Source organism: Thermanaeromonas toyohensis ToBE, from assembly GCF_900176005.1.
In the GTDB taxonomy this organism is placed as follows: Bacteria; Bacillota; DSM-521; order Neomoorellales; family Neomoorellaceae; genus Thermanaeromonas; species Thermanaeromonas toyohensis.
Genome location: NZ_LT838272.1, coordinates 3,058,450 through 3,072,197, shown reverse-complemented (window position 1 = coordinate 3,072,197; position 13,748 = coordinate 3,058,450). Strand labels below are relative to the sequence as shown.

10 protein-coding genes and 1 pseudogene are annotated in these 13,748 nt (G+C 48.3%); 6 read left to right on the top strand and 5 right to left on the bottom strand.

Going from position 1 to position 13,748, the window contains the following annotated elements; translation table 11 throughout:
- Positions 1–18 precede the first annotated feature (18 nt).
- Genes B9A14_RS15485 through B9A14_RS15475 form a run of 3 tightly spaced genes read left to right on the top strand, consistent with a single transcriptional unit; the run spans position 19 to position 2,236 of the window.
- Entirely contained in the window at positions 19–693 is a 675-nt protein-coding gene (locus B9A14_RS15485; RefSeq protein ID WP_084666725.1) for a hypothetical protein, read from the top strand.
- A gap of 14 nt (positions 694–707) precedes the next feature.
- Positions 708–1,901: a thiolase C-terminal domain-containing protein gene (locus B9A14_RS15480; protein ID WP_084666724.1), complete on the top strand. Its 1,194-nt coding sequence runs from the start codon at positions 708–710 to the stop codon at positions 1,899–1,901.
- A 2-nt stretch (positions 1,902–1,903) separates the two neighbouring features.
- Positions 1,904–2,236 carry a Zn-ribbon domain-containing OB-fold protein gene (locus tag B9A14_RS15475; RefSeq protein WP_084666723.1) on the top strand — a complete coding sequence of 111 codons (333 nt, stop codon included), beginning with the start codon at positions 1,904–1,906 and terminating at the stop codon, positions 2,234–2,236.
- A 119-nt stretch (positions 2,237–2,355) separates the two neighbouring features.
- Here the strand turns inward: B9A14_RS15475 and B9A14_RS15470 are convergent, their stop codons facing one another.
- Positions 2,356–2,688, bottom strand: coding sequence for a PIN domain-containing protein (locus tag B9A14_RS15470; protein ID WP_084666722.1), 333 nt, complete (start codon positions 2,686–2,688; stop codon positions 2,356–2,358).
- Positions 2,689–2,721: 33 nt separating this feature from the next.
- Positions 2,722–2,916 (bottom strand): annotated as a pseudogene (locus B9A14_RS15465) (AbrB/MazE/SpoVT family DNA-binding domain-containing protein); the annotation flags it as partial.
- Positions 2,917–3,202: 286 nt separating this feature from the next.
- On the opposite strand from B9A14_RS15465, the gene ygfK reads away from it, so the two are divergent.
- Both ygfK and B9A14_RS15455 read left to right on the top strand, forming a co-directional pair.
- A complete protein-coding gene (gene ygfK, locus B9A14_RS15460; protein ID WP_084666721.1) occupies positions 3,203–6,253 on the top strand; it encodes a putative selenate reductase subunit YgfK in 3,051 nt (1,016 codons plus the stop codon).
- Positions 6,254–6,437: 184 nt separating this feature from the next.
- Positions 6,438–9,461 (top strand): FAD-binding and (Fe-S)-binding domain-containing protein, encoded by a 3,024-nt coding sequence (locus B9A14_RS15455; protein WP_084666720.1) that lies wholly within the window; start codon positions 6,438–6,440, stop codon positions 9,459–9,461.
- Positions 9,462–9,510: 49 nt separating this feature from the next.
- On the opposite strand, the gene B9A14_RS15450 is transcribed toward B9A14_RS15455, so the two are convergent.
- Entirely contained in the window at positions 9,511–9,876 is a 366-nt protein-coding gene (locus B9A14_RS15450) for an Hsp20/alpha crystallin family protein (RefSeq protein ID WP_084667202.1), read from the bottom strand.
- Positions 9,877–10,239: 363 nt separating this feature from the next.
- Here B9A14_RS15450 and B9A14_RS15445 point away from each other — a divergent pair, with 363 nt between their 5' ends.
- Positions 10,240–11,952 carry a methyl-accepting chemotaxis protein gene (locus B9A14_RS15445; RefSeq protein ID WP_084666719.1) on the top strand — a complete coding sequence of 571 codons (1,713 nt, stop codon included), beginning with the start codon at positions 10,240–10,242 and terminating at the stop codon, positions 11,950–11,952.
- 71 nt (positions 11,953–12,023) lie between these two features.
- Here the strand turns inward: B9A14_RS15445 and ccsB are convergent, their stop codons facing one another.
- Positions 12,024–12,821 (bottom strand): c-type cytochrome biogenesis protein CcsB, encoded by a 798-nt coding sequence (gene ccsB, locus B9A14_RS15440; protein ID WP_084666718.1) that lies wholly within the window; start codon positions 12,819–12,821, stop codon positions 12,024–12,026.
- A gap of 163 nt (positions 12,822–12,984) precedes the next feature.
- Entirely contained in the window at positions 12,985–13,725 is a 741-nt protein-coding gene (locus tag B9A14_RS15435; protein ID WP_084666717.1) for a GltB/FmdC/FwdC-like GXGXG domain-containing protein, read from the bottom strand.
- Between the last annotated feature and the right edge of the window lie 23 nt (positions 13,726–13,748).

Below are 13,748 nucleotides of genomic sequence, written 5' to 3'. Positions count from 1 at the left end.
AAGGGAGGAATATGGACCATGCTCGTTGATAAGCTAGAACAATCCCTAAGGCCACCGGAGACGCCTATGCCACCTTATCCACCCAAATATATTACCTTGGCCTCTGGCGAGAGAATGGTAGTCCACCAGGTGGGTCGGGAAGATATCCCGCGCCTTCTGGAAGCTGTCAGGCCGCTTATAACTGTGGAAAAAGACTTTTATGATATCGTTGCGGCACGGTTGTACGCTGAACTCCTCGGCTATTACCGGTACCGTGTTAAGGATGAGTACGTCTTGGTAGGGACCATCGACGGCGAGATAGTAGGTATTGTTAATGGTCGGCTGGTAGACGAAAAGCGTGGGATGTCCTACCATACTCTAGCCATCAAGAGAGGCCTAAGGATCGGAGCCCAGCTCTTCGCCGCTAAGATGGAATATCATTTCGATTATCTAGGCCAGGAAGAAGTATACATTGTGGCCGAAAGCCCCATCGGTTACCGCCGCTGGATGATCGAATATGAGCTCGAGTACCGGCCGGAAATATGGCACGAACTTGGTGGTGTGCCTACCCATGTACTGACCAAGGCTTTGTGGGAGAAGCATAAGCCTATGAAGTGTACTGGCCGCCGGCCCGTGCCGCCAGAGATGCTGGAGACAGCCAAGAAGCTGATCCTCCCTTCCACCTATCCTCAGATCCCCGGTTTCCGGCGCTAAGGGGGTAAACTTTCGTGAGACAAGTTGGTATTGTAGGTGTGGGCCATACTAAATTTGGCCGGTGGGACGGCTCCCTTATAGAGATGCTGGGTGCTGCCGCCCTGGAAGCCCTGGATGATGCTGGGATTAAGCCCGGGAAAGGCCATGGTGTAGATCAAGTGCTGGTGGCCAGCATGGGGGCCGGTATCCTTAACCGCCAAAGCAGCGTGGCCTCCGCCCTGGTAGATACTTTAAGCCTGCAACCTGCTATGGCGGAAACTGTGGAGAACGGACCAGCTTCCGGTGCCTCAGCGGTGAAGCTGGGGTATATGGCCATCGCCAGCGGGATGTGCGATGTGGTTTTGGTGGTAGGCGGGGAGCTTATGCGGGTGGTCACTGGCTGGGAGGCCACGGATTTTGTAGCCACCATGCTTCACCCGGAGGCCGAATATATCTATGGGCTTACCCTCCCCGCCTTCGCGGGCATGTTTACCCGGCTTTATATGGAAAAATACGGGGTTACCGAGAAAGACCTGGCCATGGTGGCTGTAAAGAATCACGAGCACGCCATGCACAATCCGGTGGCCCATATTCACCTTGTGCCCAACTTCCAGGCCATTACTGAAGATGAGGATGCCCACGTCATCAATCCTTATGTAGCCGAGCCCTTGCGGGTTTACGACGTATGTCCAGTTTCTGATGGCGCTGCCGCCCTGGTGTTATGCGCTATGGATGTAGCTGACCGCTTCTCTAAAAGACCGGTGAGGATCGCTGGAATCGGGCAGGCTACCGACACCCACGTAGTAGCCGAACGGGAAGTTCCTACAGATTTGCTGGCCGTAAGGCTCGCCGCCGAGCGGGCTTACCAGATGGCTGGCTTGGGGCCGCAAGACATCCACGTGGCCGAGCTGCATGATGCCTTTACCATACTCGAAATTGCCATCTCCGAAGAAGTAGGTTTCTTCCCCAAGGGAGAAGGCCATCTGGCCGTGCGGCGCGGGGAAACTAAGGTAGGAGGGAAACTTCCTATCAATACTTCTGGGGGACTCAAAGCCAAGGGGCATCCTCTGGGAGCCACCGGGGTTTCCCAAATAGTGGAGCTTGTACGCCAGTTACGGGGTGAAGCCGGGGGCCGCCAGGTAGAGAGAGCCAGAAATGCCTTGGCTGTCAACTTCGGAGGTTTCGGTAACAACGTAATAGCTACGATTCTTACGAGGGAGGATGGTTAAGTATGGAACAAAGGATGTATGCTTATAGGTGCACAAATTGTGGGAAGCTTTACCATCCTTCCCGGTTAGTTTGCCGCCAATGCGGGGGAAGAGAGTTTGAGCCTGTTCCTCTGGAGGGAGAGGGTACCTTAGTTACTTATACTAGGGTATATAACCTGCCAGAAGGCTTTATGAAACCCTGGCTAACCTTTGGTATTGTAGAGTTCCCCAATGGGGTGCGTGTGGCAGGCCAGGTGGATAAGGAGGAACTCGCGCTCGGTATGAAGGTTAAGGCTACAGTGGGGATAGTCAAAGAAGGGGTAGGGAAAGACTATTACGGGTTTATTTTTAAGTAGCGCCTGAGGTTTATATAATTCATGCAGTATTTTTTAAGGGAAGCTATATGCTTCCCTTGTTTTTAATGGGGTTGCTAGAGCTCATTTTTGCCCCTTTTAAGCTTTCAAGGCCCTTTACTCTAAAGTATCTTGTCTATAATAAAATTGGCTCCTTTACTAGCTTCTATAATTTCTGGGTCACGGGTGACAATTTGACCACCGGTCTCTATAGCTAAACCAACAGCAAAAGCATCCGCGTAGGACATTCTATATTGGGCTTTTAGCTTTGCTGCATGCCAAACCCGAGTGTTACTGGCAGGGACGATTTTCCAAGGGAATTTCCGCTTCTTAACATCTGACAAAAAAGCAGTCGCCAGGTGATTGTAACCGCTCTTTACAAGGCGGTAGTATATTTCACCAATGTTGATAGCTGAAATTAGTATCTCTAGGGCTTTTTCCTCGGCTTTAGCCATTAGATTATTTATATAGCTAGCGCCTGACCTTTATCATTCTTGCTCCACCTCGATAGCGTGTTCTGCCAGGTGTTCTTCTAATACTTTACTTCCCTTAAGGACACCTTTCCAGCGATGCCATCCCGGTTCCGATGTGAAAAATAAGGGTTCGAGGACTATCTTACCTTTAATTACCTCCACCTTAAGTTCTGCTCCTTCCTTTAAAGCAAGTTGTTCCCTAATATTTTTAGGAAGTACTACTTATCCTTTAGAGGAAAGTCTTGTAATAATCATTCTTCACCACCTTCCTTGGGGATAAATCTTACTGCTATAGTAAGAATAGAAACCTGTAAAGTCAAGGGTTTAAGCCAGGACTGCTTTAATAGTTTCGAGAAGGTCCATGGGCAGCCTGAATTTAATATTTTTAAGCAGGAATTTACCCTTATAGGTAGAATTTAAGTATTACTGAGCAAATCTTTTGCTTAACTTTTAGAGATACTTTCTCTACTTTCTTAATATCAAGGAGGTTTACCAGATGGGTGACCTGATGCGGCCTATCCCATTCAGGAAACTTTTAAACTGGGTAATGGAGGAGTATGAAAAATACCGGACTATTTTCGGCATACCCCAGGAGAAATTCTTCCGCAAAAGAAGAGAAGGCTATCTTAAATTATTTGGAGAATATCTAGGAAACCCAGTTGGGCCGGCTGCCGGTCCGCACACGCAGCTAGCCCAGAATATTGTTACTTCCTACCTTTGTGGGGGTAGGTTTTTTGAACTTAAGACTGTCCAGGTATTGGATAGACTTAAGCTGGCCAAACCTTGCATTAACGCCGAGGATGAATGCTACAATGTGGAATGGTCAACTGAATTGTCCGTTGAAGAAGCCTTGGAAGAATATATCAAGGCCTGGTTTCTTTTACACATTTTAGAAAAGGAAATATATGGTGTAAACTTGCGCTCCTTTATATTTAACATGAGCGTGGGCTATAACTTAGAAGGCATTAAATCTTGTAAAGTTGATAGCTTCATAGAGGGGTTAAAGGATGCTTCCCATACCCCTATTTTCCAAGAGTGCAAGAGGGTTTTAAAAGAAGAAATTAAGAGATTTCATGCCGTAGATGAAGAATTTATTGAGGGGATTTCGCCTCATATATGTAATTCCGTCACCCTTTCTACTATGCACGGCTGCCCACCCGGGGAAATTGAAGCTATTTGTAAGTATCTTTTGGGCGAGAAGAAGCTCCATACCTTTGTAAAGTTGAACCCTACCCTTTTAGGTTATGAATTTGTAAAAGAAGCCCTATACCAAATGGGCTATAGTTATATCCAGCTTAAAGAAGAGTCCTTTGCCCACGATCTCCAATATAGAGAGGGTATAGGTTTATTAAAACGGGTTCAAGACTTTGCTAATGAGCAACAAAGGCTCTTTGGAGTAAAACTATCTAATACCTTGCCGGTAAAAATAACCAGGGGTGAGTTGCCCGGCGAGGAAATGTATATGTCAGGCCGGGCCTTATATCCCTTGACTATTAACTTGGCTTACAAGCTTGCGGCAGAATTTAACGGTCGGCTTAAAGTATCTTACGCAGGCGGGGTAGATGCTTTTAATATCGCCCGCATCTTCGAGACGGGAATATGGCCTATTACTGTAGCCACTACTCTCTTAAAGCCTGGCGGTTACCTAAGGCTAAAGCAGATGGCCGAGGAGCTGGAAGATCATTTGGAGGATGGCCAGAAGGAGATTATAGATGTGGAGAAACTGGAAGAACTGGCGGCTAGCGCCTTTAAAGATCTTAATTACCATAAAGAGAAGAGAAGGGTAAAAGGCAGAAAGATAACCAAGACCTTACCCTTGACCGATTGTTTTGTGGCGCCCTGTACCGTAGGGTGTCCTATTGGACAGGATGTTCCGGAGTATATAAGGCTTGTAGGCGAAAAAAGATACCTGGAGGCTTATGAAGTCATAACCCAAAAGAACCCGCTCCCCTTTATAACAGGAACCCTTTGTCCTCAGTTTTGTGCTTATAAATGTACCCGCCTTGATTATGAAGAGCCAGTGTGCATCCGCGAGCTAAAAAAGGTGGCCGCTGAAGAAGGTTACCAGGCCTACCTGTCTAAACTTAAAAAAGTGGAAGCAAAGTCCCCGGCCAAGGTGGCTATTATTGGGGCGGGGCCTTCGGGGCTCGCTGCGGGTTATTTCCTGGCCAAGGCCGGCCTGGATGTCACCATCTTTGATCAAAAGGAAAAACCGGGCGGTACCGTACAGTATGTTATTCCGCATTTCCGCATTTCCAGGGAAGCTATTGAAAACGACCTAGAGCTAATTAAGAGAACGGGCGTCAAGTTCGAGCTAGGCATAGATCCCGATTTTTCTGTGGATAAGCTAAAGAAGAACGGCTATAAGTACGTATATTTGGCTCTGGGAGCCACCAAATCTAATCCTTTGGAACTTAAGACTGGTAGAGAAAAAGTCATAGGCGCCCTCGAATTCCTGGAACAGTTTAATAAAAACAGCGAAGCTTTAGAGCTGGGTAAAAATGTGGCTGTCATAGGTGGCGGGGATTCCGCCATGGATGCGGCTAGGGCAGCTTTGAGGGTTAAAGGCGTGGAAAAGGTTTATATCATCTATAGAAGGACTAAAGAATATATGCCGGCCAATAGAGAGGAACTAAAAGCTGCCCTGGCGGAAGGAGCTGTGCTTAAAGAGCTTTTGTCCCCGTATTCTTGGGTTAAAGGCGTGTTAAGGTGTCAAAAGATGGAACTGGGCGAACCCGATGCTTCGGGAAGGCTTATGGCCATTCCTAAAGAGGGTGAGTTTGAAGATATCCCCGTTGACACCATTATATCTGCCATCGGCCAAAGGGTAGATTATGAGATCTTAAAGAAAAACGGTATTGAGGTTAATGAGCGGGGGGAGGTGGCCGTCAACCCTGCCACCAATGAAACAAATCTAGAAAATGTATTTATAGGCGGAGATGCCCTCAGGGGCCCCGCCACCATAGTTCAGGCCATTGCTGATGGAAGCAAGGTGGCAAGGGCTATTCTAGAGAAAGAGGGTATGGCTCCTGTATCAAGCAGGGTAATGCCTTCCTTTGACCAGACAAGGAGGCTTAAAGAGATCACCCAGAAAAAAGGGTTCCTTAAAAACTCCCTCCAGGAAAAAGACCACGAGAGGTGCCTGGAGTGCGGTTTTGTTTGTAATCTTTGCGTGGAGGTATGTCCCAATAGAGCCAACATCGCTATAGGAGTGGAAAGCGAAAACCTTAAGAGTTTAAACCAGATCCTTCACGTAGATGGAATGTGTAATGAATGCGGAAACTGTGCAACATTTTGTCCCTATGATGGTGCCCCTTATAAGGATAAGTTAACCCTCTTTTGGAATGAAGAAGACTTTGCCAACAGTCAAAATAACGGTTTCCTTTTAATCGAAGACGGCAAAGAACCAGTCTTTAAGCTGAGGATTGAGGGTAATGTGTTCACCGTAAAATTTAATGCAGCTGGTGAGGCTTATGCAGATCTTGAAAAAGGCCTTGTGGACCTTATCTGGGCGGCTTTTAAGGGATATAAATACTTGTTCATATAACTAAAGGGAGCTTTATGGGGATCTACTTCCAGTATTTCAGCGGGGAAGTTTATATACTTCCCTATTTTTTGCCCTGTTCTTCGCTAGTAAAATTTTTTGCGAATATATAATAAAGTAAAGGAGGAATTTTGGGATTAACTACGTATATATATCATTAAGTGAAGGAGAACCTGGAGGTGGCCATATGCACTGGCAAAGCTTGCTTGCCAACCAGTTTGGTCAGAGGATAACTTTCACTAAGTCCGAAAGGCTACTTTATAGCCATGATGTAGCTTCGCTCCCGGAAATGGTAACCAGGTTATTTAAGACCTTGCCGGATGCCGTGGTGCAACCAGAAACCGTGGAGGAAGTCCAGTTTATAGTCCGAGTGGCCCAGGAAAATGGCCTCCCCATAGTGCCTCGGGGGGCAGGGACCAGCGGATACGGCGGTGCTGTTCCTACGAGAGGGGGCTTGGTACTTGAGTTTTCGCGGTTTAACCGGATATTACAGGTTGACCCCGAAAAGGAGGAGGTTACAGTACAGGCCGGAGTAGTCTGGCAAGACTTGGAAAAGGTTTTGCGTAGGGTCGGCTTAGCTTTGCGCCTATATCCTACCAGCGCACCCGGCTCCACAGTAGGAGGATGGGTGGCTGAAGGTGGGGTAGGCATCGGTAGCTACGAGTACGGGGTTATTGGTGCAAACGTAGTAGCTGTAGAAGCCATTTTGCCTTCCGGGGAGATAGCTAAGTTTTCCGGTTCGGACCTCAAGCTTATATGCGGTCTAGAGGGGATAACAGGGCTCATTACCAGCATTACCTTAAAGTGCCGGAAGGCTGATGAGGATGTGCCTCTGCTCTTCTCTTTCCCAGGGAGGCCGGAACTTCTGGCCTTTTTACAAACCCTTATTAACGGAAGGCTCCCTGCCTGGCATGTTTCCTTCAGCAGCCCTGAATTTATTACCAAGAAACAGCAGGCCCTAAAGGAGGAGAAGTTCCCCCATCAACAGCCCTTGGTCCTGGTAGTGTACCCCAGGAAGCGGGAAAGGGAAGTGAGAGCGAAAGCCCAAGCTCTGGCCCGGGCTTACCATGGCAAGCTTCTCAGCGAGGACTTAGCCCAGCATGAGTGGGAAGAAAGATTTTACCCTATGCGGCTTAAACGTCTAGGCCCCTCCCTGATCCCAAGCGAAGCTATCGTACCCCTGGGGAACCTAGAGGGTTTCTTACAAGAGGTTGAGAAAAACATCCAGGGCCTCGCCTTGGAAGGCACCTTAATTGCCGACGGGACAGTTACCATCTTGGGGTTCTTAGACGCGGACGAGAGAACCTTGGCTTATACCATAGGGTACAGCAAGTCTCTGTTCGTAGCGGACCTTGCTCGGAAATATGGGGGGCGGGTTTATTCCCTAGGACTTTTCTTTGGAGATCAGGCAGGGGAAATTTTAGGAGAAACCCAGAGAAAGCGGTTGGAGGCTTACAAGAAGCAAATCGATCCGCAGAACTTATTTAATCCAGACAAGATCTTAGGTGCAGACAAGAGCGCCTTGCGCTTGGCCCTGAAGATGGCTCGCTTCACTCGGTCAGCGCTGGGTCTGGCCGAAAACTTGGCTCCTAAAAAGCCTAAGGAATCCCGGGCCCTGCCCAAGCATATTCTATATGAAGCCTATGCCTGTGCCCAGTGCGGTTACTGCCGCAACGTGTGTACCCTTTTCGGCGGACGCGGGTGGGAGAGCGCTTCGCCGCGGGGCAAGTGGTATCTTCTGCGTAAGTATGCCGAAGGAAAGCTTGAGCTTACGCAGGATCTGGTAAACACTTTTCTTTTATGTACTACCTGCAAGCGCTGCGATCCGGTATGCCAGGTTAATATACCCATCCAGGAATTATGGGATGATCTGAGGGGTGTGCTCATTAAAGAAAAGGGTTACGCTACCTTCCCGGCCTTTGAAATGATGGGCGCGTCCTTCAGGCTCCAGCACAACATCTGGGCCAACTTCCGCCAAGACCGTGATGCCTGGGTGCCGGGTGACGTCGAGGTCCTGGACAGAGCAGAAATAGGTTACTGGGCGGGCTGCACGGCATCCTACGTAGAAACCGATATAGCTGAGAATGCTGTACGGATCTTGCGGGACGGTCAAGTCCCCTTCACCTACCTGGGCAAGGATGAAGCCTGCTGCGGAGTGCCCTTCTTGGTGGCCGGAAAATGGGAGGTGTTCGAGCAGGCTGTAAGGCATAATATTAGCGAATTGCAGAAGCGAGGCGTTAAGACCCTTATTGTCTCCTGTCCCGGATGCTGGGTGGCCTTGCACCATTACTATGCCCAGTGGGCTCCCAAGCTTGGCCTGGAATGGAAAGTGAAAATTAAGCATATTACCGAGGTAACCGCCGATCTGGTCCGGGAAGGTCGTTTACAGTTCAAACGGCCTTTGAACCTTAAAATCACATGGCACGACCCGTGCCATATAGGCCGCCACGGTGGGATTTACGACCCGCCGAGGGAGGTGCTACGCTCCCTCCCAGGAGTGGAATTCCAGGAGATGGTCTCTAACCGGGAAAACGGGCGCTGCTGTGGGAGCGTGTTGACCAGGATCGGTGAGCCGCCTACTTCGGACATCATCGCTGGCCAGCGGCTTAAAGAGGCCCAGGAGATCGGGGCCGAAACTATCATCACTACCTGCCCGTGCTGCGAGTTCCAGCTCCGGGTTGGTGCGCGGAGCAATAATATACCAGTACAGATCCGGGATTTTAGCAATCTAGTAGCAGAAGCCTTAGGCTATGAAGTAAAAGATCCCACACCTATTGTCCATGAAATGTGGGCTGTTTTTGCCACGGCCATTCAAAGTATGAGCCTGGACGGCATGGTCGAGATGATGACGGAACTCATGCCGGGTATGTTCGGGCACCTGCCTGTTACCTTTAAAGCTGGTATGAACGCCATGAAGAAAATGCCGGGCCCCTTGCAGGATGTAATGCTTAAAGCTGCTGGCGGCATGATGCCCAAGATGATGCCTAAAATGATGCCCCTGATGCTGCCCAAGATGCTACCCGACGTGCAGAAAATCATGGAAAGAAAAATGCCCAATATGCCGCCCAGTATGTGTAAGCTCCTTCCCGAGATGCTGCCCATAGTTATGGACAACGTGCTCCCTGCTGTGCTCCCGGCCCTCCTTATGCTTATGAAGGATCGGATGCTTAAAGTTATGGCAGAGGAGATAAAGCAGAAGAAGGGGGCCTAAACCCAAACTTAAAGCCCCGGGTTTTAAAGCCCAGGGCTTTAAGTCCTTTTTATTCGCTAATAGGAATGTTTTTGCCGCGGCGCAAGCCGGTATCCTTTTTAGGTAGCTTTACTGTAAGAAGGCCATTTTTGTAGGTAGCGGTAATTTTGTCTTCCTCTACATTTTCCAAGTAGAATTTCCTTTCTAGGCTTCCGCTCCGGCGCTCCTTGCGGATAAAGTTTTCCCTGGTCTCGTCGATGATGGTTTCCTGTTTTACAGAGACAGTCAATACTCCATCTTCATACGTAAGATTGATGTTATCCCTTTCCAGGCCAGGGAGCTCGGCTTCTACAATATACTCTTTTTCCGTCTCCTTGACATCAGCCCGGAAAGGCTGACCGAAAACAGGGATGAAGAAAAGATCTTCGTTGAACATACGCTCAATAAAGTTTTCCAGGTCGGAGAATATTGGCCTTAAGCCCTTCCTCCTTCCATAAAAAGGTACTAAACCGAAGCCGAACACTGTAAATCACCTCCGAGGTTAAACTTATTTTTATTTCATCTCTAGCTTTCGTTTTCATTCTAAGGTTATTAGTCAAAGAAAGTCAAGGTCAAATATAGTCAATAAATGGTATCTCTGGACTGTTTTTAGCTATTAAAGACCAGTTTTCGCGGATTTCCGGAAACATTTGACTGTTTAAGCATTCCTTTGGTATACTCCGATTTAGTAAGCATTTATATAGTAGCATTTTTGTTTTGGGGCTTAATAAGGTGCTGATAATCAGGAGGGCTGGCTATTATGGTGTGGGCAGTGATGCTCTTTAACATCTTTGGTACATTAATTTTTTGGTTTTTGCTGGTTTGGGCCGGGGGATATCTTGAACTAGAGAAAGCTCTAAGCCTAGCCCTGCAGCCCCGGGTTTTAGCTTGGATAGCGGTGGCTGTTTTTGGTTCTAGCGTATGGGTTGTTTTAAGCCAGCGGAAGTTAAATCGCGAAGTACTACTCCTCCCGAGGATTTTATTACAGTATTTAATAATCATGCTTATCTTTTTTGTAGGAGAAGGAATATTGATGCTAGCTGGGCAAAGATTGGAACATGCTCAGCTATGGACTATTTTAGCTTCAGGGACAGGGACAGCAGCCCTGGTAACAGGGTGTATGTTTATGCTGGTAGCTTACTTCTTGGAATGGGAATATAGTCGAGGGTATTTTGTTGCCGGGGGCCAGAGATTATATCCCATATGGCTGCGGGTAGCTCTGGGGACAATCCTTGTGGCCGGTGGCTCTTCCATGTGCCTTTGGGGGGCGGTAGTGGGTTATTTGCACAAGGACGTAGCTAGCCATTTCTTTTTCGGGCATTTACCCTGGGTATCCCTCTTGATCACAGGGATGATCTTCATCTACTGTGCCTTTTTATACGCTAGCCTAGGAAGGAACTTACAGCGGCTTTACCAGGCTGTGGCGAAAGCCTCTGCAGCCCACCAGGCCGATTTAAGTTTTAGCCTGGGGATACCAGCCATAGATGAGGTAGGCCGTTTAAGCAACGATTTTAACCAGCTGGTCTCCCGTATTAGTACATTAGTTAGGGAGATCCGGGAGGTAGGTAGAGGGATAAAAGATACGGTCAGTTCTCTGCAGGAAGCTGCGGGGACCGTAGCTAGGACGGCGGATGAAGTTGCGCAGGCTGCTAGCCAGGTAGCCTCAGGAGCTGATACTCAAAGTGCCCAAGTAGAAAACTTAAAGGATACTTCGCGGGAATTGCACCTTTCGGCAAGTGAACTTTTAGAAGTAGCAACCGAGATGGAGAAAGCTAGCACCCACAATCTATTGGTGGTTAAGCGTGGCCAGGAGGGAGCGAGCGTTTTATCCTCGGGGATAAAATCGGTGGAAGAGGTTAGCCAAACCACCGTTAATATGGTGCAACTTATGGCTCAGTCTGCCCAGCGCATTGAAGAAATTTTACGTGTCATTGTGGAAGTTGCGGAGCAGACTAATCTTTTAGCCCTTAATGCAGCTATAGAGGCAGCGCGGGCGGGTGAACAAGGGCGCGGATTTGCCGTTGTGGCTGAAGAGGTTCGTAAGCTAGCTAGTACTTCTGGGCAGGCTGCTGCTGAGATTGAGGCTTTGAGCCTAGAGATGCGGGAGAGGATGCAAGCTGTGGAGCAGGTAGTGGGAGAGGAGGTTCGCTCTGTACAGCGCTTGCGGGAAGAGCTAGATTCTGTTATAAAAGTGCTTCAGGAGATAATGGTATATGCTGAGCAGGTAGGAGGATTGGCAGGGAAGGTGAAGGAGGTGGCTGAAAAGGCTGGAACAGCGGCAGAGACGGTAGCTAAAGAAGCTGCCCATCTTGCCACTGGTGCCCAAAGTACAGCAGCTTCTACCCAGGAGGTGGCTGCTGCAGCCCAGGAACAAGCAGCAACTGCAGCAGGGCTAGGAGGTGTGATAGAAAAATTGCAGAGCATTGCAGATTCTTTACTTAATCTCGTGAGTCGCTTCCATCTACTGGAATAAGGGGCCTCCGAGGTAAAGGTGGCGAGTTACCGAACTCCCATGGTGAGCGTTGGCGACATATTAGTTCTCCTTTAGCGGTAACTATGCAGGCCTGGTAAAAGAAGAGTTACACCGAGGAGGGTAAAGAGCACAGCAGTGAAGCCTAGGCAAGAAAGCCAGGCGCCACGCTTACCTTGCCAGTAAGGGCTCCGCCTTAAGTGCAAGTAGGAAGCATAAATGAGCCAGGTGATGAGGGACCAAGTTTCTTTGGGGTCCCAACTCCACCAAGTACCCCAGACTTCTTCTGCCCAGATAGCACCAGTTAATATAACCAGAGTAAGAAAAGCGAAACCAAAGGCGGTAAGCTGATAGATTAATTTATCAAGAAGTTTCTCTGACTGCCCTTTATCTTCCTTTAGGGAGATCCCTAAGAGATAAAGGACGGAGAGGGCAAAGGCGACGGTAAAAGCACCATAGGCCAAGACAGCTGTCAAGACATGAAGCTTTAACCAATAGCTCTGCAGGGCAGGCAGGAGGGGCCGGATCTCGCTACCTAGGAGGGAGCTGTAACCGAGGATGCCTACCACCAAAGGTAATACTACCGCTCCAGCTCCAGCTCCAGCGAGATTATATTTTACTGCTGTATAGATGTATACTCCTACAATACCCCAGGTGAAAAGAAGCAAAAATTCGTATAGATTGGCTACAGGCAGACGGCCTGCCGCGAGACTCCTAGCTACTAAGCCCCCGGTTAATAGCACAAATCCTACGAGTGTAGCTATAAAGGCAATTTTCGCCCATAAACGGCTTTTACCTACTAGCCCGGCCAGAAAAAAGATTGAACCCACTACGTACCCTATAAAGGCACCGGTTAAAAGACTTTCCGCCACCTTATAGAGCCTCCACGGTTATTTGTTTAAGTACTTCTGGTAACCATCTTAACTTACTTTACTTTTATTGTCTAGCGCTAGACTTAGATTAATGTATTTCTAGCCTCAAGGCCCCGGCTGCTTAACTTTTGACCTGGCTAGGCTTCACCAGTGAAAACTGAATTTAATAAGCGTAGAGGTTGCCATAAGGGCGTTTGTTATAGGGTATGAGTTTAATAAAAGGAACAGCCAAAATTTTGTCGGCGTCTAGGTCGAAATACTCCGCAAACTCCTTTATAAGAACCTCTAGACGGCGATAATCCTTTTCCTCAGGCTCTAAAATCTTGGCTTCTTTGCCAATAAGAATATCGTCATCTAATTTTCCCCGGATAAAGATTTCTCCTCCATGCATTCCGGTAGCTATATAATTCCCGACTATTTGCTCACCTGGTTTAATACCTAGTCCCAGAAGAACCAAGGTTCCCCCCGCCATATATTCTCCGAAAAAGTCACCAGCTTTACCGCCTACAACGATCACTGGATTTTTTTCCCGGAACGCTTTCATATGGATGCCTACACGATACCCGACATGGCCCCGGATAAAGATCTTCCCGCCCCGCATGGAATAACCGGTGATGTCCGTGGCATGACCATGTACCACTATAGTCCCCTCATTCATGGTATTGCCCACACCGTCTTGGGCGTTACCGTATACTTCTATATGAAGACCGTCCATAAGAGCACCCAAGTTGTTACCGGGAACGCCGTGGATCACCAGCCGGGCTTGAGCCTTAATACCTGTTCCAATATATCTCTGTCCATTGACGTTTTCGATGATCACTTCTTTTTCCCCGTTGTCTAGGAGGGCTCTAATCTTCTCATTAAGCTCCCGATAACTTAAGCCTTGGGCATTGAGCCTTTTCACTTAGGTTTTTGCCTCCTTCCCCT